This window comes from Flavilitoribacter nigricans DSM 23189 = NBRC 102662, assembly GCF_002646595.1.
GTDB lineage: Bacteria > Bacteroidota > Bacteroidia > Chitinophagales > Saprospiraceae > Flavilitoribacter > Flavilitoribacter nigricans.
Genome location: NZ_PDUD01000025.1, coordinates 26,678 through 48,286, shown reverse-complemented (window position 1 = coordinate 48,286; position 21,609 = coordinate 26,678). Strand labels below are relative to the sequence as shown.

At 49.9% G+C, this 21,609-nt stretch carries 18 protein-coding genes; 8 read left to right on the top strand and 10 right to left on the bottom strand.

Annotated features, from left to right (window positions below):
* Positions 1–161: 161 nt before the first annotated feature.
* A complete protein-coding gene (locus tag CRP01_RS20660) occupies positions 162–353 on the bottom strand; it encodes a hypothetical protein (RefSeq protein WP_185154572.1) in 192 nt (63 codons plus the stop codon).
* A gap of 317 nt (positions 354–670) precedes the next feature.
* Here CRP01_RS20660 and CRP01_RS20655 point away from each other — a divergent pair, with 317 nt between their 5' ends.
* Positions 671–949, top strand: a complete 279-nt coding sequence (locus tag CRP01_RS20655; RefSeq protein WP_099152004.1) for a type B 50S ribosomal protein L31 — start codon at positions 671–673, stop codon at positions 947–949.
* A 216-nt stretch (positions 950–1,165) separates the two neighbouring features.
* Positions 1,166–2,371, top strand: a complete 1,206-nt coding sequence (locus CRP01_RS20650) for a GlmU family protein (RefSeq protein WP_099152003.1) — start codon at positions 1,166–1,168, stop codon at positions 2,369–2,371.
* Positions 2,372–2,501: 130 nt separating this feature from the next.
* On the opposite strand, the gene cysN is transcribed toward CRP01_RS20650, so the two are convergent.
* The 4 genes from cysN to CRP01_RS20630 all read right to left on the bottom strand — a co-directional run bounded on the left by cysN (position 2,502) and on the right by CRP01_RS20630 (position 8,242).
* Positions 2,502–3,758, bottom strand: a complete 1,257-nt coding sequence (cysN, locus tag CRP01_RS20645; RefSeq protein WP_185154571.1) for a sulfate adenylyltransferase subunit CysN — start codon at positions 3,756–3,758, stop codon at positions 2,502–2,504.
* Positions 3,759–3,836: 78 nt separating this feature from the next.
* Positions 3,837–4,739: a sulfate adenylyltransferase subunit CysD gene (gene cysD, locus CRP01_RS20640; RefSeq protein ID WP_222845783.1), complete on the bottom strand. Its 903-nt coding sequence runs from the start codon at positions 4,737–4,739 to the stop codon at positions 3,837–3,839.
* A 28-nt stretch (positions 4,740–4,767) separates the two neighbouring features.
* A complete protein-coding gene (gene cysC / locus CRP01_RS20635) occupies positions 4,768–5,364 on the bottom strand; it encodes an adenylyl-sulfate kinase (protein ID WP_099152001.1) in 597 nt (198 codons plus the stop codon).
* Between the two features lie 334 nt (positions 5,365–5,698).
* Entirely contained in the window at positions 5,699–8,242 is a 2,544-nt protein-coding gene (locus CRP01_RS20630) for a zinc-dependent metalloprotease (RefSeq protein WP_099152000.1), read from the bottom strand.
* 597 nt (positions 8,243–8,839) lie between these two features.
* On the opposite strand from CRP01_RS20630, the gene CRP01_RS20625 reads away from it, so the two are divergent.
* From CRP01_RS20625 to CRP01_RS20615, 3 genes are all read left to right on the top strand, one after another.
* On the top strand, positions 8,840–9,709 hold the full coding sequence (locus tag CRP01_RS20625) for a VanZ family protein (RefSeq protein WP_143473471.1): 870 nt from the start codon (positions 8,840–8,842) through the stop codon (positions 9,707–9,709).
* Positions 9,710–9,816: 107 nt separating this feature from the next.
* Positions 9,817–10,404, top strand: coding sequence for a hypothetical protein (locus CRP01_RS20620; protein ID WP_099151998.1), 588 nt, complete (start codon positions 9,817–9,819; stop codon positions 10,402–10,404).
* Between the two features lie 13 nt (positions 10,405–10,417).
* Positions 10,418–10,843 carry an OB-fold protein gene (locus CRP01_RS20615; RefSeq protein ID WP_099151997.1) on the top strand — a complete coding sequence of 142 codons (426 nt, stop codon included), beginning with the start codon at positions 10,418–10,420 and terminating at the stop codon, positions 10,841–10,843.
* A 59-nt stretch (positions 10,844–10,902) separates the two neighbouring features.
* Here CRP01_RS20615 and CRP01_RS20610 read toward each other — a convergent pair whose 3' ends face one another.
* The 4 genes from CRP01_RS20610 to CRP01_RS20595 all read right to left on the bottom strand — a co-directional run bounded on the left by CRP01_RS20610 (position 10,903) and on the right by CRP01_RS20595 (position 16,012).
* A complete protein-coding gene (locus CRP01_RS20610; protein ID WP_099151996.1) occupies positions 10,903–11,928 on the bottom strand; it encodes a S1C family serine protease in 1,026 nt (341 codons plus the stop codon).
* A 181-nt stretch (positions 11,929–12,109) separates the two neighbouring features.
* On the bottom strand, positions 12,110–13,318 hold the full coding sequence (locus CRP01_RS20605) for an exonuclease SbcCD subunit D C-terminal domain-containing protein (protein WP_099151995.1): 1,209 nt from the start codon (positions 13,316–13,318) through the stop codon (positions 12,110–12,112).
* A 194-nt stretch (positions 13,319–13,512) separates the two neighbouring features.
* Positions 13,513–14,574, bottom strand: a complete 1,062-nt coding sequence (locus tag CRP01_RS20600; RefSeq protein ID WP_099151994.1) for a hypothetical protein — start codon at positions 14,572–14,574, stop codon at positions 13,513–13,515.
* Positions 14,575–15,073: 499 nt separating this feature from the next.
* The gene (locus CRP01_RS20595) at positions 15,074–16,012 is read right to left on the bottom strand and encodes a retropepsin-like aspartic protease (protein ID WP_099151993.1); all 939 of its coding nucleotides are present in this window, start codon (positions 16,010–16,012) and stop codon (positions 15,074–15,076) included.
* A gap of 495 nt (positions 16,013–16,507) precedes the next feature.
* On the opposite strand from CRP01_RS20595, the gene CRP01_RS20590 reads away from it, so the two are divergent.
* Positions 16,508–17,521, top strand: coding sequence for a DUF3179 domain-containing protein (locus CRP01_RS20590; protein ID WP_099151992.1), 1,014 nt, complete (start codon positions 16,508–16,510; stop codon positions 17,519–17,521).
* A gap of 448 nt (positions 17,522–17,969) precedes the next feature.
* A complete protein-coding gene (locus CRP01_RS20585) occupies positions 17,970–20,255 on the top strand; it encodes a T9SS type B sorting domain-containing protein (RefSeq protein ID WP_099151991.1) in 2,286 nt (761 codons plus the stop codon).
* On the opposite strand, the gene CRP01_RS20580 is transcribed toward CRP01_RS20585, so the two are convergent.
* Positions 20,248–20,733 (bottom strand): SRPBCC family protein, encoded by a 486-nt coding sequence (locus tag CRP01_RS20580; RefSeq protein ID WP_099151990.1) that lies wholly within the window; start codon positions 20,731–20,733, stop codon positions 20,248–20,250. The genes CRP01_RS20585 and CRP01_RS20580 overlap by 8 nt on opposite strands.
* Before the next feature lie 541 nt (positions 20,734–21,274).
* On the opposite strand from CRP01_RS20580, the gene CRP01_RS42380 reads away from it, so the two are divergent.
* Positions 21,275–21,538 carry a hypothetical protein gene (locus CRP01_RS42380; RefSeq protein WP_099151989.1) on the top strand — a complete coding sequence of 88 codons (264 nt, stop codon included), beginning with the start codon at positions 21,275–21,277 and terminating at the stop codon, positions 21,536–21,538.
* Positions 21,539–21,609: the final 71 nt, after the last annotated feature.

The window sequence follows — 21,609 nt, the reverse complement described above, 5'->3', positions numbered from 1 at the left end:
GGTATTGAATGGTCAGTAGAAAACACCGTTCGTAAGTAGGAAATTTCGGCCGGAAAATAAAAAAACTCCGAACTTTTCCAGCGGGAAAAATTCGGAGTCCGTTTGATATGTTGGTCCCCGTAAGTATCCGGGCACCTTTTTGACATGTTCGCGGGATGGGACTATCGTCTGATGCGCAGCAGACCGCGGCTGACGCGATAAGTCACCTTACCCGCCCAAAAGCTGAGTGCCATACCCATGGGCAGGCCGATCGCCAAATTTCCTAATGCGTATGAAAAACTAATGCCTAAAGCGATGCCTAAGGCCAACCATACACCGGTCATTGATTTGGGATTTGCAAAACGGTTTAGCATTTCTTTCCTCCTTTTTGGGTGAATTAAATATTTTATTGGCCATTCGGCCGGTAATTACACAATTTCGTTTGCGAAATATTTAGAATTTTTTTAAGATCAATTCCAAATTATATTGCAAATGTATAGCTACTAAAACCTGTATTCAAAATTTTAGTTCAAAAAAGCGTGTTTTTTGTTCAAAATTATCCCAATCTTCTGCTCTATTACCCCCCAATGGGTTAAAACTGCATCATTTTCAAAATTTTAGGGGGTGTATTTTCTTTTAAAAGAAAAAATTGTACCTTTGCGGTCTTGATTTAACAGGAAAATGTAGCGTAATGAAAAAAGATACCCATCCGGACAATTATAGGCTAGTTGTGTTTAAGGATTTCTCTGCCGACGAAGCCTTTTTGACCCGTTCTTGCGCTCCCACCAGAGACACTATCGTCTGGGAGGATGGTAAAGAATATCCTTTAGTGAAATTGGAGATTTCCAGTTTCTCTCATCCTTTCTTTACCGGTAAGATGAAATTTGTGGATACAGCAGGTCGTATTGACAAGTTCAATAAGAAATTTGCTAAATCTCGCTTTGCAAAGAGTGAAAAGGGTGAGAACTAATTCACTCCTTTAGCTAATAGAGTAATCCCAAATTTTGGAGATAACGTATATTCAGCTGTTTATTATCGTAATCAGTTGAATTTTGTTGCGGGGTGCGGGTTGCGGGTTACGAACTCGCCAACCCGCACCCCGCAACCCGTTTACGGTAAACAGATCTACCAAATCGTTTCCCATTGTTACCAGAATTCCGGGATGATCACTGTTATTTACTAAGGTATGCCTCAGATCATTCTTTTCGACAACGAAGTCCGCAACCGCCTGTTGCCCTTCACCTATATCCGTCCTGTTTGTGAACTGCGAATAGGGATCCTTACCATTCGGGAAAAATGGCAGCGTTGGTCCAACATGCCGGTTTCCTACATTACTCAGGATTATCTCGCCGAACGATTCCCGCTGGAATACGACACGGAGAATTATTTCATCAACGGTTCGGTCATGCCGTCTGTGCAGTTGATGAAGCTGCTCCAGCAGATGGAAACCGGGGAAGCCTTCCTGCAGGGAGAAGAACTGATCGCCGCCAAAATGACCGGCGAGCAATTCGATCAACTGGTCAACGACGATGAAGTGGAAGAACTGAAAGGGATCGACCTGGAGGACACGGAATACCTGAAGATCAATCACCTGTGGGATCTGCCGGCGCTCAACGAAACCGCGATCCGCGAAGATTTTGAGTTGCTTACCAAAGGACGTACTTCCCAACCCATCAGCGGTTCCAACCGGGTACTCGGTGCCGAAAACATCTTCCTGGAAGAAGGGGTGAATATGGAACTGGCGACCCTCAACGGTCTGAGCGGTCCCATCTACATCGGAAAGAATGCCACCATCATGGAAGGCGCCATTATTCGCGGACCGGTAGCACTCGGGGAGAACAGCGTGGTAAAGATGGGCGCCAAGCTGTACGGCGGAACCTCACTCGGCCCCATGGCCAAAGCGGGCGGAGAGGTCAAGAACACCATTATGATGGGTTATTGCAACAAGAGCCACGACGGTTATCTGGGTGATTCCGTAATCGGTGAATGGTGCAACCTTGGAGCCGGCACCAGCGCTTCCAACCTTAAGAACAACTACTCCGACGTACGGATCTGGAATTACGAAAAGGAAGTGTTCGAATCTACTGGACGGCAGTTCTGCGGCCTGTTTATGGGCGACTACTCCAGGTGCGGGATCAATACGATGTTCAATACCGGTACCATCGTCGGAATCTGTACCAACGTTTTCGGCAGCGATTTCCCCCGGATCTTCATTCCATCGTTCTCCTGGGGAGGCCATCACGGTTTTCAGACCTATCGCACCGACCGGGCCATCGAGGCCATTGACCTCGCTATGGAACGCAAAGATATGAACCTAAGCGTACCGGAAAGATTGACCATTCTGCGGGTATTTGAGGAGACTTCCAAATACCGGCGCTGGGAGAAGAACTAATCAGTTCTCCATTCTACGACAAACCATACCTATTATAAATAAAAAAGGATGTTAAACTGCCGATCGAAAAAACGATCAAGCTGTCTAACATCCTTATGCTTCGAATATAGATAAATGGCGGATACGAGGATCAGATGATCATCCCCGCTCCTACCGTTTCGTTCGTTCCTTCGTCCACAAACAGCAGACTACCGGTAATACGATTGCGGCGATAAGAGTCCGTGAACAACGGCTTGGTCGTACGGATCACAACCCGGGCGATATCGTTCATACCGATCTTTTTGTCTTCCTCATCGCGGTGCAGCGTATTGATATTCAGCTTGTAGCGGATCTCCTTGATCACACATCTGGCTTCCTGCGTGGTGTGCATCAGCGCGTATTTGCCGCGAAGCTGCAGCGGGCGATCGTTGAACCAGCATACCATGACTTCCAGGTCCTGGGTGATGGTCGGATGGTTATTTTCCCGTACGATCATGTCTCCCCGGCTGAGATCCAGATCATCTTCGAGGAGCAGGGTAACGGACATCGGCGGATACGCCTCTTCCAGTTCTCCGTCGTAAGTGACGATCTTATCAATCTTGGAGGTGAAACCGGAAGGCAGCAACATCACCTTATCGCCTTTTTTGAATACGCCACCGGCGATCCGGCCCGCGTAGCCCCGGTAATCGTGGTATTCGTCGCTGTAAGGACGGACCACATACTGCACCGGAAACCGGCAATCGATCAGGTTGTGGTCACTACCGATATGGACGTTTTCCAGGAAATAAAGCAGAGAGCCTCCCCCGTACCATTCCATATTTTTGGACTTGTCCACTACATTGTCCCCGTTGAGGGCAGACATTGGAATGAAGTGCACGTCGCGAACGTCGAGTTTGTAGGAAAACTCGGAAAATTCGTCCTTGATCCGATTGTATACTTCCTCGCTGTAATCGACCAGGTCCATTTTGTTGATACACACTACCAGATGCGGGATCTGTAGCAGGGAAGCGATGAAGGCGTGGCGGCGGGTCTGCTCGACAATGCCGTTCCGCGCGTCGATCAGGATCAGCGCCACGTTGGCGGTCGATGCCCCCGTTACCATATTCCGGGTATACTGGATGTGACCCGGGGTGTCGGCAATGATGAATTTGCGTTTAGGCGTGGAGAAGTAGCGATACGCCACATCAATGGTGATCCCCTGCTCCCGTTCGGCTTTCAGGCCGTCCGTCAGCAAAGCCAGGTTCACGTTTTCTTCTCCCCGGCGTTCACTGGTGGTTTTGATGGCATCGTACTGGTCCTCGAAGATAGATTTGCTATCGTACAACAAACGACCGATCAGGGTACTTTTGCCGTCATCTACACTCCCGGCCGTGGAGAAGCGCAGGAGTTCGTTATTTTGAAAATCCATTTTTTTATATTGAGTGCATAGCACAGACGGCAGGAAGCGGAAAATATCGCGCCCCTGCACCTGGTACCGTGCCGTATTTTAGAAATATCCTTGCTTCTTCCGGTCTTCCATAGCCGTTTCCGTACGTTTGTCATCCGCGCGGCCACCCCGCTCGGTCTGGCGGGCGGTGGAAACCTCCTTGATAATGTCTTCGATGGACTGCGCTTCCGAAGGCCAGACGCCCGTACAGGTCACATCACCGATCGTACGGCAACGCACCATTCTTTCTTCTACTTCCTCTTCCGGACGTTTTGGGATAAATTCCGAATCGGCCAGATAGATACCATCGCGCATGAATACCTTTCTGCGGTGGGCGAAGTACAGGCTGGGCAGTTCCACCTCTTCGATGGCCAGGTACTGCCAAACGTCCAGTTCCGTCCAGTTACTGATGGGGAAAACCCGGAAATGCTCTCCGTAGTGTTTCTTTCCGTTGAAGAGATTCCAGAGCTCGGGGCGCTGGTTTTTGGGATCCCACTGTCCGAATTCGTCCCGGTGGCTGAAGAAGCGCTCTTTTGCCCGCGCTTTCTCTTCGTCCCGCCGGGCACCGCCCATGGCGGCGTCAAACTTGCCGTTCTCCAGAGATTCCAGCAGCACGGCGGTCTGCAGGAAGTTCCGGCTGGCATTGTAGCCCTTTTCTTCCACTACCATACCTTTATCAATGGCTTCCTGTACGGAACCCACGATCAGTTTAGCACCCAGTTTCTCAACCAGGGAATCGCGGTAAGCGATGGTTTCGGGGAAGTTGTGCCCGGTATCGATATGCAGTAATGGAAATGGTATTTTCGCCGGATGGAATGCTTTCATGGCCAGATGGGTAACCAAAATGGAATCTTTCCCGCCGGAGAATAATAGTACCGGACGCTCAAACTGGGCCGCTACTTCTCGCAGTACAAAGATGGATTCTGCTTCCAACTCACGTAAATGATTCAAGTGATAGTTCATCAGAATGGTGAATTTATAAGCCGCAAAACTACAAACTTATCTGTGTTTTTAAATAATCGTAAATACTTCGGGTAGAGTCTTCCAGGCTCATTTCGGCCGTACGGATCTCCAGCGCCGGATTTTCGGGCGCTTCGTAGGGCGAATCGATACCGGTAAATCCTTTGATCTCTCCCCGCCGGGCCTTGGCGTAAAGCCCTTTTACATCACGCTGTTCGCAAACTTCGAGCGGAGCGTTAATGTAGATCTCCACAAAATCCTCGGGGCCGATGATGTTTTTCGCCATTTCGCGAATAGCGCGGGTGGGACTGATAAAAGAGGCCAGCGTAATGACGCCGGAATGGACGTAAAGTTTGGCTACTTCGGCGATCCGGCGAATATTTTCTTCCCGGTCTTCTACCGAAAACCCCAGATTATTGCTGATGCCCATACGAATATTGTCCCCGTCCAGCACCTGGGCGAAATACCCCTCGCTGAACAGCAATTGCTCCAACTGCTGGGCAATGGTACTTTTACCGGAACCGGAAAGTCCCGTTAGCCAAATTACTTTGCTGTTTTGGCCAAGTCGTTGCTCCCGCTCGGCCCGGGTAAGTAAACGATCGAATATAGGATGGATATTTTCCGCCACTTCGGGTGTTTTTTCAATTGGTCTTCAAAATGTTATTTCAGAGATTGGTTCCTATTCAGGTTTGGGCAGGAGTATCAGGGCATTTTTACAAAAGTGATGCAAAGAAAAGGAATATTTATCAAATAGCCGGAAAGCCATGCTATATAATACAACTTATCCGTCCGATAAGTTGAATAAAAAAGGGCCCCGCAAAAATGCGAAGCCCCTGCAAATGAAACCCCAGTTAAATAGCTGAACAAAGTCCGAGTGCAACCTTCGCCGCACTCAGTCTTACTCGTTGGGTACGGGGTGAACCCGGCGAGTAAGTATCGTGTACGGAGTGACCGCTAGCGGTCTACTCCCGTAGGATCGTAAACCTTTCCGTAGTCGCATCTGTGCCGTTGTCGTAGCGGATCAGATAAGTGCCCTGCGCCAGGGCCTCTACGTTAATACTCATTTCCGTGCTGCTCTCGATCAGGTCCTGCTCGATCAGCAGCTGTCCGGTCGTATTGTAGATCTGGACCAGTCCGGCATTGCCTCCACTGAGCGGCGGCAGTCGCAATTTCAACTGCTCGCTCGTCGGGTTCGGATAAACGCTGAAGCGGGAAGCTTCGGCCTGTCCCAGATCCTGGCCGGGTAAAGTACCGGCCTCACCATCGGGCAACTGGCTACCGCAACCGGCGCCTTCGTGGATCCGTACGTTCCGATAGTAAGCGTTGCCGCCGTAGGGATAGCGATCGTTATCGCAGGCAAAGAACAGGCGATCGGCCTGACCGGTGTAGAATTTACCGACCGGGATGGAGTATTTCTTCCAGATGCCACCGCCGGGATAGGTGTCGTAATCGAGGCGTCCCCAGGATTGAATACCGAAGACTTTAAAGGTCAGCGAGTAAGAGATACTGTTGTCATCATCAAAACCGATACCGTGGATCTCCCCTTCGGCGGTAGAGAAAAACTCAAATTCCAGGACCGTATTCGGTGTGATGTCATAATCCATCATGATCGCTTTCCAGGCGTTGTTCTCGAGTTTCAAAACGGTGCCGTTATTGACAATACTCGAAGTACCCTGGTCCTGGCTGTCGCCGTAGGACTGTATTTTGGCACTGGCCAGATCGATGGTCAGGCAGGAACCGCTGTCACCGCCGCCGTCGCTGGTGCCGTCGGGCAGGCAGAAATCGGTACCGGATTCGTATTCAAAATCTCCGCCGGATGCCAGCGTCTGATTGCTGGCGTTTTTCAGGATAAAGGATCCCTGGCCGTATTCGCAGCAGATACCGTCCCCGTCTTCATCCAACATCATAAAGTTGTAGCATCCGTCCGGCAGGCAGAAGGTGTCCCGCATAATGGCACCTGATTTCTTTTTATCGTAAGGACCCCCACTGTATAATAAGGTGTTGCGATCGTCGGTGATCTCCCAGCTTGTTTCCGGACCGAAGTTATCGAGCGTCAGGGTGAGGATCACTTCATTGTCGGAGCAACGGGCGTTACCGCTGCCGCTGGAATCAGAACCTCCGCTTCCGGAATCCGATCCGCCGCTACCCGTATCGCCGCCCGAACTACCACCGCCCGGAGCGCTGCAGGTTTGCATACAGGTGCCCTGGCTTACCCGGCTGCGGATCACACTACCCGGCTGCGGACCAAAACCTTTACTGAAATTGATGCCGCTGCTGGTTATGTGACAGTAGGACATGATCGTACCGCCATCCGATGGCTTACCGGGATTCGGACAGCTTCCTTCCGTAAAGCCGGCACATCCGTCGATGGCCGTGTTATTGCCGTTCCAGACACAGGCGTGGGTGTGTTGGGAGCCCAGGAGGTGTCCCAATTCGTGTGTAACCACCATCACCGAGAAAGAGTAAGAAGGCACATTGTTATAGGTACGGTTGACGCTGGCAAAACTCAGGCGGGCCCAACTGTAGGGATGACATAGTCCAGACAATACGGCAATCCCCCCGCTGGCCTGATACGACAATAACTGACCGATCTCGCCATCAAATGATTTGCGGTAATTCTGGAACTGGCTGAGGAGGGCGCCGCTACTGCTACCGCTGTACGGACTGGCCGAATCCCAGATAAATATTTCCGAAATGATGACATTAATGTTTTCGTTGGCGTAGAGCACTGCCACTTCGTTGAACAGCCCCGTCACGTAGTCCGTGGCCTTGGCCACACTTCCTTTATCCCGGAAGATATCGTTGTCTACCTCAAAATAGACCCGTACACAATCGTTTGCATCCCGGCCTCTGGAAGTGTAAGACAATTCATCAACCGTATAGTCCGGCCCGTCGTCGGGCGTTCCGCACTCAAATTCCTGCCGGGCGGCAACCGGCCGATCGTCGTACAAAATGTAATTTTCGGCTTTCGGGCTACGTCCCTGCTCGGGCAAACGGCCGAGGGTAAGATTGCCTAAACGACTGGAACTGAACAAGCCACGTACTTCATTTTCAAAAATACTCACCGCGGCTACCGATTCTGTCTCTCCTTTAATAATACCGCGGTAATGCAGGCCCGTTTCCACTTCTACCGGCGTTGGAGAAGAGCTGGTACGTACCTTAAAGTTTTCGCTAAAAATGTTAACTCTTACCAGTTCTACTTCCAAGGGTGCCCGGCCGGCGCTGGGCAGATTCAGGGTAAACGTCTCGGGGGAATTGTGGATGAGTTCCTGTAGATTCTCTTCTTCTAGTTGCAATAATTCGTATTCACGTACTTCAGCGGGCAAGTTCACCGGCACTTCACTGCGGCCGTTAGCAGGTAGTAAGTCAAATAGTTTTGGTGTTTTGAAGGTCTTTCCTTCAGCATGCTTAGCGTTGATAGTTTGTGCTAAGGGTGTTTGGGATGATTGGCTGGTCACTAGCGGGATGAAGGCTAGAAACGCCAGCACGATACACATGATTTTCATAATCAACTAATCGGTTTTCGGAATGAGTGAATAGAGTGTTTTAAACAATACAATTCCAGCTTTCGGCAGGACACGAAGTCCGCACCAAAGCGCAAAACACACACAGCAACAGGAATACTAGCACACAGAATAATAGTCCTGAGATTGCGCTGGATAATGAACTACACAGACAGATGGTAACGCACCACCTGAGACAAATGGTTTTACTGGAAATTGTAACTATTCAACGTAGGGTATCAACAAAAAACGTGAAGCGGTTCTTCAGGAAAACCGACTGCCAGGGACAGTCAGATCAAACCTGATTGAGGGGTTAAAAATAGCTTCTAAAGGATTCTAGGTATACTATAATCTAATGTTATTCAGTAAATCTGTTTGTGTGTTATTTGTCAGTGTTAGAATCCGTTTCTTGACATTTTAAACGCCCCTACTTTTGAGAAATTACCCGAGTTGAAAAAAAAGTGGATTAATTTAGGGAACGTACCCAATATGGCAGGGAGTGGTGATCATATGGCAGCTAAACTTCATAATTAATGCCGCAAAAGTTTCTCTTGTCTGATACTAAACCTAATTTCCCGGTCCCTTAAACAATAAATTTTTATGCCCTCAATGTTACTTTGGCTGGCGAGACACCGAATGGTTCATCTGACCATCGGACTGAGCTATTATCTGCTGGCTGTGCTCCCGCACGAATGGATGGGCAAATGGATCTACGCCACCTTTTTTCCCGGTGACATCGATACCTATAATCTGCGTTTTCTGAGTATGGCCGTTCTGGCGGCCTTTTTTTGCCTTATTCCGCTACTTTTCAATCTTTTGCGGTACAAAGAGGGACGCAATATCACGATCGGCTATCTTTTGCTGACACTCACCCTTATGATGCTTGCCTATTTCAGCATTTTCGTCCTGGCCACCGAGTTGGTCCATTTCCCACAGTATGCGATCCTGGCTATATTATTATTCCCGCTGAGCTGGCGATACGGGGATACGCTGTTCTGGGCGACCTTACTGGGAGCGCTGGATGAAGCCTACCAGTATTTTTATCTGGCTCCGGACCGGACCGATTATTACGATTTTAATGATGTGGTCATCAATTTTCTGGGCGCGGCCCTGGGCCTGGTCTTCCTGCGCTCCTTTGCCGGGTGCTGGCCTTCCCCATCACGGAGGTCGTGGCAACAGTCTCCCGTTCTCTGGACCGGTGCGGCGCTGATCCTGCTTATTGTCACGGCCATTGGTTCCGGCTGGCTGAGCGTCTATCCCGGCGAGTCGTCTACGGAAACGGGTTTCTTACTGGTCCGGAAAATGCCGGAAGCTTTCTGGTCCCAGTTCCATCATATTCGCTACCACGTTGTTTTACCGGAGGAAGGTCTCTTGTTGCTGGGTATATTATTCTTAGGTTACAGCGGACTGGGAGGAATAAGGAGACCAAAATACTTCACCCCCAAAGAGAATAAAAGCGGATCTTTGTAGGGGAGTATATACTCAGAAATATTTCAGACCACCGTTTTGACCATTCACATAGAGCAGGGCCGACACACTAACAATTAATCATTTCATATTCTTAAACCCTTTTTATTATGCGCTTCCACTTCGCTTTTCTCCTCGCATTACTGGGTGTAACAACTTCGGCCCAGGATACCTATTTCACCCGAACGGCCCACGTTCATCTGAAGACCTCTAACCGGCTGATGGATGTGGAAGCTGATAATTATCAGGTATTCGCTCAATTGAATATCAACACCGGTGAGATTGCCTTCACGGCACTCATCAAGTCCTTTGAATTCCAGCTCGGTGCCGCCAACCGCATCATCGATAGTAAGGCGCTGAACGTCAGCCAGCATCCCAAAGCCAAATTTGAAGGAAAGATCGCCAACCTCAGTCAGATCGATCTCAAAAAACCCGGCAACTACCGGGCTAAGGTAGAGGGTACGCTCTACGTATGGGATGAAAAGAGAAATACCGCCGCCGATGCGCTGATCACCGTAAAACCGGACGGTTCCGTTTACGCGCGTTCCAATTTCATTATGATCATAGAAGAAAAGAATGTCGACAAGGTCAATAAGCTGATGCGGGAAAAACTCCCCGCTATCCTCTCCATCGACACCGAATCGCTGGGCATCTCCCGCAATATCTACGTCGATCTCGACATGGTCCTTAAACCCTAAATGTCATCCCATTATGAATAAAGCCATAAAAATAATTTTTGGATTGATCTTCGCCGCCGTGCTGCTCGTACTGGGAGCCTGGCTCTACCTGAATTATGTCCCTCAGAAAACTACCGATAAAAAAGAGGCGGATATGAGCCTGCAGGCTACCGAACTCTACGCCGCTTTCGAAAGTGACGAAGCCGCCAGCAACCAGCAATACATCGGCCAGATCCTGCAGGTGGAAGGCCAGGTGGGCGAAAAACTGATCGATGAAAATATGGCTCCCGTTATCGTTTTGCGCGCACCGAACGCCATGGCCGGGGTCATGTGTACCCTGCTGAAGAGTCAGCAGGCGGCCTACGACGGTATCGAAGTCGGAAAGACCATTATCCTGAAGGGAAAATGTAACGGTATGTTGATGGATGTGGTATTGGATGAAGGGGTGATCGTGCAATAGGAAAATTGGGAAGAGCAATATGACTTCTTTCCGGTCACATTGCCCTTCCCTACTGTCACTCAATCCCGCATCTCGGCGGGAATTACCCGGATCTTCATTACCTGCCGCTGCCGCAGCAGCGTGAGTTCCGCGGCATTGCCGATCGTTTTTTCGTCCAACAGGCGATGGAGATCGTCAATCCCGTTCACCAGTTGCCCGTTGAAGGCGAGGATGAGGTCTTCTTTCCGCAATTCACCGTTATAGGCGGGAGCGTCGGCCTCTACACTTTGCACCAATACCCCGGCAGTATTCCGGATCCCCAGGCGTTTGGCCTGGCGGGGATCGATGCGCACCATCTGGCCCGCAATCCCGATGTAACCTCTCCGGACCTTACCGCGCATGATCAACTGCGCCACTACGAACTGAACCAGATTGGAGGCCACGGCAAAACACAAACCCTGGGCCGGCAGGATCACGGCCGTATTCACCCCAATGACTTCTCCCTGCGAATTTACCAACGGGCCTCCCGAATTCCCCGGATTCAGGGCCGCATCCGTCTGGATGACATCATCGATCAAACGCCCGCTCTGAGAACGCAGGGTACGTCCCAGGGCACTAACCACGCCCGCCGTGAGCGAATACTGGAATCCGTAGGGATTACCCAGCGCAATGGCCATCTGGCCGACCTGCAGGCGATCCGAATCGGCAAAATCCAGCGTAGATAAGCATTCTCCGTCGATCTGGATCACGGCAATATCCGTAGCCGGATCATCCCCGACCAGTTTGGCGGCGAACTGGCGACCGTCCTGCAGATTCACCCGGACGCTCGTCGCTCCGCTCACTACGTGACTGTTGGTGACGATAAAGCCATCCGTTGAAATGATAAAGCCCGAGCCGGAACCGTAGTCACCCCGGGAGCGGCGATTGTCCCGGCGTTTTTCCCGGGGTTTCTTGACCTCTATATGCACAACCGCTTCGCTAACCCGCCGGGCAACCTGCACGACCGTACGGCTGTACGCATCCAGGAGTTCCGTATCGGGATGCACCGGCGGCAGGCCGGGACGCAAAGCGTCATTTTCCTGATCAAAACCAATATTGATGGTCATAGTCATGGTGTTTTGTGGTTAATAATCGAACCGATAAACGCTGAGGACGGGCGTTATACCCGGACATACGTCTCACCCGGTTACCGGCTACCGGTATACCAATTTATTTACCTGCTAACTTAATCGGTGGGAATAAGTAAGAATAATAACCACCTGAAGGACCATTTGGTTGAATGGCTCCCTAATCCATGGATTCGCGGAGTTCTTTAAAACTTTTGAGGAGTTCCTCCATCTGCTCGGGCGGGCTGCCGAACCGCATACATTTTTTCCGGAATACGGATTCAACATCTTCCAGATCGTTGAGATTGACGGCTTCTGCGCTGCTTTTCCGCAACAATTCTCCCCGGCGTTCGATCCGGATCTTGAGCAACTGTAAGTTCATATCCCGGGTAAAATCGCGCAATTGCAGATCCAGTCGGGGAATAAGGCGGTCCGTTTCCACCACTACCTCTACCCAGGGCGTAAGATCGCGACCACCTTTCTGGTCAAAACGGCGCAGACTTTCTTTCACTGCCTGCAGATCTCCGGTAATACTTTTTAACCGCCGGAATACCGGCACCGCCAGGGTTTCGATCTGCAGCAGCTGGTCCCGCTGGAAATGCAGCAGGTAGACCGACTTATCATCCTTGGTCTCACTGAAACTCAACGGCAGCAGAGAACCCGAGTACCGGATATGTTCCTGGCCGCCTACCGTCTGCGGGCGGTGGATGTGCCCCAGCGCGATGTAATGGAAAATTGCGGGGAATTGCTCCGCATCGATATTCTCTACATCGCCGGCGTAGATATTATCCTGTTTATCGGAAGCCTTGGCTCCGTTGGCGTAGAGATGTCCGGTAGCGATCAGCGGGATCTTCGCTTCGCGGTAAGGCTCCATCAGTTCCCCGATCTGCCGGTAATGCTCCGCCATTCCTTGGCGGACTTTTTGCAGTCTTTCGTAACTGCCCTCACCGGCCTGACTAAATCGGAGGTCCCGATCCCGGAGAAAGGGAACCGCGGCCACCACCAGTTCCGGATTACCCTCTGCATCCTTCAGTTCGATGATCTCGTCGGCGATGGCTTCCGAAGCGGCACCTACGACGTAGATATTCAGCAAACGGAGCAGTTCGCGGGGCGCATTGAGCATAGAGGGAGAATCGTGATTCCCTCCCGTAATGACGATGTGCCGGCAATTCGTTCCCAGCAGACTGGTGAGGAAACGATAATACATGGTCCGCGCGTAATTCGGCGGATTGTTGATATCAAAAATATCTCCGGCTACGATCAGCGCATCCACTTCCTCACTGCGAATGGTTTCGGCCAGCCAGTCGAGTGCACGCTGGTGTTCCTGTTCGCGCTCGTTGAACAGTAGACGTTGGCCGAGGTGCCAGTCAGAAGTGTGGAGTATTTTCATGCTTGAATATTCGATACCTATGGGCGCAATGCCCGTAAAGCCTACAAATATAGCAGGTGTCGGGCAGACCCCAAATAAAAAGCCCCCGCCGTAGCGGGGGCTCACCTACATTTCACCGAAAATTGGTCTCTAACTAAACTTAATTATCTGAAACTTGCAATGTTCGTTTTGGGGTTTAGAACCTGATCTGGTTTTTAGTTGCCGTTGAGCGCCAGGTAATTTTGGGGGATGAAACCCTGGTCCAATTCTGAGTAGAAGCTTTCCAGGTATTTTTTCATGTCTTTTTTGGCTTTGTTGTTCAGCATATCGAATTGATCAATGGTCATCATCAGTTCCATTTTTTTATCCTGGAACAATTTGATGGTCGTAGTCCACTCGTCAGCGGTCCAGTCGGCACCGATGTAGTAGCGGTCTCTGACGTCTTTTTGCTGCAGGTCGGCATTAGGCTTCGCGTAGTCGGCATTAACCAGTCCGGAGAAATCGAAATCATAAGGAGCAACCAGTCTTTCTCCACCATCCGTTCTGGGGTTCAATACTTTCATGTTGCGGGCCATCTTCAGCGACCAGTCGGTGTTACCGATCATATACTGGTACAGATCGTGGATCTGCAGATTACTCTGGTTATACGCGCTGGCGGTCAATCCGAAGCAATTTTCGCATTCTTCCTTGTTCATACGTTCGGCCAGTTCGTCGGCATCTTCGATCAGGATACCATAAGTAGAAGTTTCCGCACCGGTTTTAGAATCGCGGTAAGTGATGCTGATCAGTTGCGTACGGAAGCTGGCGTCCGTCAGTTTAGCGTACAGCTGATAAGTCAGGTATTCGCGGAATAAAGTTTCTACAGCTTTTTTGTCGTCCATGCAGTGCGTTACCAGTTTCACGTCATTGTGTTTGCCAAAACCCTCCGCTTTCATTTCCTTTTTCGGGAACTTCAGTTTTAAAGGAGGGAATTCGCAGGTCATTCTGCGGAACCGGCCCCGGGATCTTACTTCGATGTCCCAGTCGGTCATCATTCCCTGGCTGTTTTTGAAAGAAAACTTAGCCGGGAAGAATTCATTGGTTTTCTTATTATCGATCAGGGTTTCAATATCCATCTCCATCGTCACCTGCAGCAACTGGGTAGTCTGCATGTGTTCGAATAAGGTAGATGGGGCATCATCTCCACTGTTATTATAATAAGGGGTAGCAAAGGCATTGCCGAAGGTAACTACGGTCAGGGTCAAGGTGAAAATTAAGGAGTTGATGAAGGTTTTCATGATTTCGGTAACTTTAATGTTCTGTGGTCTTTATTTACCAACTGTTCTAATTGTTACCTCAAATATGGGCTCATTTGCCCCTCAAAGTCACATTTTTTCGGGCTATCCTAGGAATTATTCGATAAAACCTAGGAGCGCCTCTTTTTGGCAGTATAAAAGTCGACGAAAATCCGACGAACGAAAAGACGGAAAAATTGAATAGAAAGGAGACCGGACCGAAAAAATGGGCGCGGAGTAACCATTTCTCACTACCGGGAACCTCCGGATGAAAGGATAAATTTTCATCCCGAAGCCCGATCCGCAGGTTCCGGTGCTTCCGCCTGGTCCATTTTTCAGTAATTAATCTAAATTGTGATGCAACTTGGGTAGAGGGTATAGAGTAGAGCGTAAAGGGATTGCCTATCGTTAAAATGAAGCAAAATCGACCATTTTAACGGTTGCAGTCTCTCTACGCTCTACCATCTTCTCTCTACCATTCAAATATCGCATCTTGAATTAATCAATGATTGAGACAGATATAGCGGCGATTGATGCGCGCCGGCTCGTCCCAGATCTTGATCGTTTGCATTTGATAATTGATGGAAATGAGGCCCAGTTGAAAAAAATTGGCCCCGAGTATACCTTGTATATATATATCGTTGCTCCGAAAATGGGAAAAATCGCCGATCGAAGTGCGCCAGAACTGCACCTGGTAAGCATTTTCCACTTCGAGCTGCGGCATCACAAAGAAAGGAGCCGCTTCCACTTTAGAATTTATGCACTGAAAATCGATCTCCCGTTCTTTCAGGCAATGCTTACGCAAATACCCCCGGTAGGACTGGTCCATCAGATTGACCGATGCGCCGGAATCCAGCCCCAGCATCAGGTTGCTTTTACCCAGCAGCTGCCCCTCGATGGTCGGCAGATGGCCCTCCATAATGAATTCCAGCTGGTGATCGGGCGATCTTTTCTGCCATTGATGCACCGGCCGGCCGGCCTCATCCAGGTTGCAGAAAGTGATGAAACCGCCGTAATAATCGATACGGACCTCAAAATGGCGCAGCACATCGTACCCCAGTAATCCGAGTATGGGTCGGCCCAGCGCTTTTTCCGTAGTGTGCAGGTCGGTAATGATGGCTTCGAAATTATCCCGGTACACATTGCCCATGATAAAATGTTCCACACGGATCTGCGCACAACTCATCTTTTTTCCCACATCCTGCAGTACCTTTTTCCGGCCCACTTTTCGTTCGGGAAAGTAACGCTCGTTCAGGATCAGCTCCGGAGCGCCGGTGTCCAACATAAAATAGCCCTCTACCCCATCGACTATTCCGGGGATCAGGATCATTTTTCCTTCGGTCTGAATGGATAATTCTGCGACGGGACCGTCGATCAGATAATTGGCATTAAGGCCGGCCAGAAAGGCCAGGCAAAAGAATAAGGTAATGGGTGTCTTCATCTCCAACAGTTTCGGGTGATCAATTGAACGGAGATGAGAGTTTTTTCCGATTTGAGATTCCGGGGTCGGTTCCAGGAGATCACTTGGTATAAAAAGTGATCGACGTTACCGGTAGGGCGTAATACCGGTACACGCTACAAAAAATGGTATAGGAATTTGGCACTTAATGCTTACAAGGGGGCGAAATACGCACAGTTCGCGGGAACTGCCGTCCGGCGCTACTTTTATAGAGGCTATCCGGCACTATTAATAAAGATGCAGCGGAGAATGGAAAGTTGCAGAGAAGATCAAAAACTACCCCTTTCCTACCCGGCGAGGGCAATCGTTCTTTTCTAAGAAAAGCCACATAAAATAAATCGCAAAAAATATACCGCTGAATAACAGTTAGTTATATATTATTTTTCAAAGATCTGATTTTTTTGGCATGCTTTTGGCTTAGGAGTAAGTATCAGTCACAAAATAAATTAACTACACCAAAACAAAATTTTTACTCCTATGATCACTGTATTTAAAAATGTAAAAACTACCCTCCTACTGTTAGCATTCTTCGCAGTGAACGGTTTGTTTGCTCAATCCGGAGACGAAGTATTTTGCGCCTATAACGGCTTTGAAATGACCAATGTGGATATTCCGATGACGGAAATTTTCCAGGCCGGTCCGGGCAAAGATGGTATCCCTTCCCTGGAGATCCCGCGTTTCACCAGTGCGGAAAAATCGGATTTCCTGCGCGACGACGATCTCGTGATCGGGGTCATGCACAACGGGATTGCCAAAGCCTACCCGGTGCGCATCATGAACTACCACGAGGTGATCAACGATCAGTACGGCGATGAGCAGCTGGTGGTCACTTACAGCCCGCTGACGGCGAGTGCGGCGGCCTTCTCCGCCAACATCGACGGGAAAGTCCACACCTTCGGCGTATCCGGTCTGCTGTATAACAACAACCTGCTGCTGTACGATTGGGAAACCGAATCCCTGTGGAGCCAGATGAAGGCACAGGCCGTCACCGGTGATGATTCCGGTAAACCTCTGGAAAGCGTAGTAGCCAATACCTCTACCTGGGCGGCCTGGAAGGCAAAGCATCCCGAGACCAAGGTACTGTCTCCCCGCACCGGTTACAAGCGCAATTACGATATCGATCCATACGGCATATTTGGCCCCGAAAGCCGTCGCCTGATGTTCCCGGTAGCACGTCGCGACAAAAAACTGCCCCTGAAAGAGCAGGTACTGGGTCTGAATTTCCAGGGAGTATCCCGCGCTTATCCGCTGGCCCTGCTGCGCAACACCGCCCAGAAGCCACTGCAGGATAACCTGAACGGCCGCAAAGTAACGATCAGCTACGATGTAGCCGGTAAAACCGCCAAGGTAACGGATGAAGCCGGACGCGAGATCCCGAGTACGACCTGCTACTGGTACGCCTGGTCCAGCATCTACCCGGAAACCGACATCCACGGATTCCTGCCGGAGCAACAAAATCTGGCCATGCAATTCCTGACCGGAGGAAAATAAACTAAAACGATCTTTCTCATAACACTTTAAATCCATCAGAAGGCTTTACAGTTACCGCTGTAAAGCCTTCTTCATTTAAAACCCCGCCTACTGTTGTCAAAAGAGACAATAATATGTACCTTTAGACCTCCTATAAAGTAATTAATCTAAGTTGCGATGTAACTTGGGTAGAGGGTATAGAGTAGCGGGTAGAGGGATTACCTATCGTTAAAATGGAGCAAAATCGCTCATTTTAACGGTTGCAGTCTCTTTACGCTTTACCATCTACTCTCTACAATTCAAGTATCGCAACTTGAATTAATTAACAGCAACGGCGATTTCCTGAGTTCTGCCATTCAAACTACTCTTCAGCAGACCAGACCTACTACTTATTTTCCATCCCACAGTTAGATTGTTGTCTACCGGATATTTAATTGACTTGAATTCTTTAATTGAAGGATCTGAACCTATGATTACTGATTTTACCCGATCTATTGTACTCTTTCTGTTATGTTGGAGCCTGACTCCCCTTGCTCACGCCCAACAACCCACCATACAGGACTGCCTCGGAGCGATCCCGGTCTGTCAAACGGTTTACAAAGAAGATAAATCTCCCAGCGGCGATGGGAACTACCGAAATGAGATCAATACGAATATCAGTTGTACGGCCGGCGAGCTGAACTCTATTTGGTACGTATTTACGGTGCAGGAAGACGGAGAGCTGGGCTTTCTGATCACCCCGAACGATATCAACGATGATTACGACTGGGCGCTATTCAATATCACCAATGCCAACTGTGCGGATATCCGCAACAATCAAAGCCTGATGGTGAGCTGTAACGCAGCCGGAGGCGGCTCCTGTAACGGTCTGACCGGCGCCACGGGAGACACTAATTTCGACATTCAGGGTGCCGGCTGTAACGCCAATTCTCCAAATCTGGCCCAGGGCCGGACGGCTTTCAACGACCGGATTCCGATGCGGGCGCGAAATACCTACGTGCTGATGGTCTCCAACTGGAGTGGATCGACCAATGGCTATACCATCGACTTTAGTGAATCTACCGGACTCGGTATCCTCGATGAATCCCGGCCCGAAGTAGCCGACGTAAGTGTTCCGGATGATTGCGGTGAAACCCATATCGAAATGGCTTTTACGGAAAATATCGACTGTAGTACGATCAACAATGCCAATTTTAGTCTGACTGGTCCGGGAGGTCCCTACAACCTGATCATAGAAGGGGGCATTTGCCAGAGCGGAGGGGACTACGACAAAAATTACCGCCTGCTGATCGACCCGCCGATCAACGAACTGGGTGACTTTACCTTCTCCCTAGTGACCAACGAAACCGACCAGGTGCTCGACGTTTGCGGCAACCCCTCCCGGGCGTTCAGCATGGATTTTACCATTGATTACGCTTTTACCCTGGAACTGGAACTCGGAGCGGATACCTCCCTGCTCTGTGCCGGAGACAACCTGACCCTGGATGCTACCAATATGCTGGCTACTTATCAGTGGCAGGACGGTTCGACGGGCCCAACCTATTCGGTTACCCAAAATGGGCTGTACGCCGTGACGGTGGAAAACGACTGTGGGATCGTCGAGGATGCGATAGAGGTCATCTATCTGATGGACGTACCCGAGGTAGAACTCGGAGCGGATCAGCAGTTGTGTCCGGATGAAGTCACCGTGCTGGACGCCGAAAGTCCGTATGCCGAATACGTCTGGCAGGACGGCAGCACCACCACCGCCTATACCGTAAACAGCGAAGGAACCTACACCGTAGCCGTTACCAATGCCTGCGGCACCACCAGTGATGAAGTGACTATCGATTACGTGCAGGCTGTGCAACTGGAACTGGGTGCCGACCAGGTCCTCTGCGAAGGCGAAGTGCTGACTCTGGACGTCACTAATGAGGATGTTGAAAGCTACCAGTGGCAGGACGGCAGCAATCAGCCGACCTATCAGATCACCGAAGATGGAACCTATTCCGTTACCATCACGACGCCCTGTGAGGTGGTCAGCGACGAGATCAATGTTTCCTTCATCGAAACCCCTACCCTGGAGTTAGGGGCAGATACCAGTATTTGTGTGATCGATCCACTGACCCTCAGTGTAAATATTCCCGGAGCCACCTACCAGTGGCAGGACGGCTCCACTCAGCCGAATATACCGGTAACAACTACCGGCCTTTACGCCGTGACGGTCAATACAGCCTGCAATGTGCTGACCGATGCGGTTTTCATCACGGTGATCGACTCCATTCAGACGGAGTTGGGGCAGGATACCTTTTACTGCCCGGGCAGCAGGCTCCGGCTGGATGCTTCGGCCGGCACCCCCGCCGAATACGTCTGGTCAAACGGGATCACTACCCCCACTTTGGACGTAGACGCCCCCGGGCTCTACAGTGTCACGGTTTCAACCCAGTGCCAGCTTTTCGAGGACGAAGTGGAGATCCAGGAGTGTGAGATGTGTACGTTTTATTTTCCGAATGCCTTTTCCCCGGACGGGGACGGCATCAACGATACTTTCCGCTCGTTCCCCAATTGCGAAGTACTCAGCTATAACCTCAAGGTATTTAACCGCTGGGGGACCCAGCTATTCGAAAGCAGTGATTACAATACGGGCTGGGACGGCCGGTACGGCAGTCAGGAAATGGAAATGGGGATCTACATCTGGGTACTGGATTATACCGTATCCGAAAATGGTGCATCCAGGTCCGCTACCCTCACGGGCGATGTGGCCATTGTCAGGTAGTGGCGGCCGCCAGATCGTATTTACCGAAACGGCGTTCGATCTCTTCGTAACGGAATTGAAAGATCCCCTCGATCTTTTTATCCACGATCAGTGCATCGGCGATATTGCCGATGATGCCGTAGGGGATCTTGTAATGCAGGATATCCACCATGCGCGTCCCGCCTTCCACCGTCTGGAAGTGGTGCTGATGGTGCCATAGCGCATAGGGGCCGAACCGCTGTTCGTCAATGAAGTATTCCCCGTCGCGTACATGGGTGATCTCCGTTACCCAGTTCATCGGGATGTTGAGCAGCGGCCGTACATTGTAGCGAATGATCATTCCTTCGTACATCGGGGTATCGGCGACATCGGAAAGGATCTCAAAGGACATGTCTTCCGGCGTGATGTCATTCAGGTTTTCGGGTCTGGAAAAGAAATGCCAGACCTCCTCCAGGTCCCGGGGAATAAATTGCTCCCAGCGTTTTTCTTTTACTTGCATATTGCTCGCGTTAAATTTGAACAAGCAACTAACAATAATCGATAGATTATGTTCTTCGCGAACGGCTATAATCTGTTGTTTGCAAGTGGGCGGATCGGAGTGGATTCGCCTTGCTGGCAAGATATATAAGTTAAATTAAAATTTAAAAATACCTGGACGGAGGCATGTTTCTCTAGAATTAAAACCCTATATTTGTGGCAATAAGACTATTAAGTCTTTGTTTTGTGTTTTAGAAATTATAATTCCCAAATCCCTCAAACCGTGATCCCATGACTAATTCAAACACACCCTCAATCCGTGTACCTATAGGTCACGCCTCGTACCTTCCTTTTCTCTATTACCATAGATATCATTCATTTTCCATTTAACGATTCTTGTAATCTATTCCATTCTTCCGTTAGCCTGAGATAGGTCAAATCTGAATTTTTTCGGTTTGCCGGGCTCATTGGAACGATCGTTGAATGCAATGAGATCTACCCTCACATATCAGCCTGTTACCAGGGCCGAACCGACCAGCAAGCATGCTTGCAATGGACACCTTATGCCCGGAATTGTAGCAACTTTTTCGTTTAGTAAAGCAGCTCATAAACTAACTCCAGAAAAGAAAAATCCGCCCGTTTTACGGGCGGATAATGCACAAGGTGACGGTGGGGTAGATGTCACCGGAGCTCCCAAATCAGGATCGGTTGAAGGGGCCGATTTTGGCCAGTTATTTTGCCTTTCAGATTGGAAAAAGTCCCTCGGGACCGGCTCCTGCCTGAAGTTCGGGCTGATAACTGTAACTCTTGGGGGCTCCAATTTTTGAGCCGGTAAGTATTTGCTCAAGTAAATGCCCGGCTACTTTGATTAATCGCGGGAATTGCTTCCCGATAAAAT

What these genes read in the sequence shown, in the direction of transcription:
- CRP01_RS20660 (WP_185154572.1), bottom strand. Translation starts at nt 353, where the DNA reads ATGCTAAACCGTTTTGCAAATCCCAAATCAATGACCGGTGTATGGTTG.
- CRP01_RS20595 (WP_099151993.1), bottom strand. Translation starts at nt 16,012, where the DNA reads ATGAAGACACCCATTACCTTATTCTTTTGCCTGGCCTTTCTGGCCGGC.
- CRP01_RS20625 (WP_143473471.1), top strand. Translation starts at nt 8,840, where the DNA reads ATGCCCTCAATGTTACTTTGGCTGGCGAGACACCGAATGGTTCATCTG.
- CRP01_RS20630 (WP_099152000.1), bottom strand. Translation starts at nt 8,242, where the DNA reads ATGAAAATCATGTGTATCGTGCTGGCGTTTCTAGCCTTCATCCCGCTA.
- CRP01_RS20605 (WP_099151995.1), bottom strand. Translation starts at nt 13,318, where the DNA reads ATGAAAATACTCCACACTTCTGACTGGCACCTCGGCCAACGTCTACTG.
- CRP01_RS20585 (WP_099151991.1), top strand. Translation starts at nt 17,970, where the DNA reads ATGATTACTGATTTTACCCGATCTATTGTACTCTTTCTGTTATGTTGG.
- CRP01_RS20615 (WP_099151997.1), top strand. Translation starts at nt 10,418, where the DNA reads ATGAATAAAGCCATAAAAATAATTTTTGGATTGATCTTCGCCGCCGTG.
- cysD (WP_222845783.1), bottom strand. Translation starts at nt 4,739, where the DNA reads ATGAACTATCACTTGAATCATTTACGTGAGTTGGAAGCAGAATCCATC.
- CRP01_RS20650 (WP_099152003.1), top strand. Translation starts at nt 1,166, where the DNA reads ATGCCTCAGATCATTCTTTTCGACAACGAAGTCCGCAACCGCCTGTTG.
- CRP01_RS20580 (WP_099151990.1), bottom strand. Translation starts at nt 20,733, where the DNA reads ATGCAAGTAAAAGAAAAACGCTGGGAGCAATTTATTCCCCGGGACCTG.
- CRP01_RS20600 (WP_099151994.1), bottom strand. Translation starts at nt 14,574, where the DNA reads ATGAAAACCTTCATCAACTCCTTAATTTTCACCTTGACCCTGACCGTA.
- CRP01_RS20590 (WP_099151992.1), top strand. Translation starts at nt 16,508, where the DNA reads ATGATCACTGTATTTAAAAATGTAAAAACTACCCTCCTACTGTTAGCA.
- CRP01_RS20620 (WP_099151998.1), top strand. Translation starts at nt 9,817, where the DNA reads ATGCGCTTCCACTTCGCTTTTCTCCTCGCATTACTGGGTGTAACAACT.
- CRP01_RS20610 (WP_099151996.1), bottom strand. Translation starts at nt 11,928, where the DNA reads ATGACCATCAATATTGGTTTTGATCAGGAAAATGACGCTTTGCGTCCC.
- CRP01_RS42380 (WP_099151989.1), top strand. Translation starts at nt 21,275, where the DNA reads ATGCCCGGAATTGTAGCAACTTTTTCGTTTAGTAAAGCAGCTCATAAA.
- CRP01_RS20655 (WP_099152004.1), top strand. Translation starts at nt 671, where the DNA reads ATGAAAAAAGATACCCATCCGGACAATTATAGGCTAGTTGTGTTTAAG.
- cysN (WP_185154571.1), bottom strand. Translation starts at nt 3,758, where the DNA reads ATGGATTTTCAAAATAACGAACTCCTGCGCTTCTCCACGGCCGGGAGT.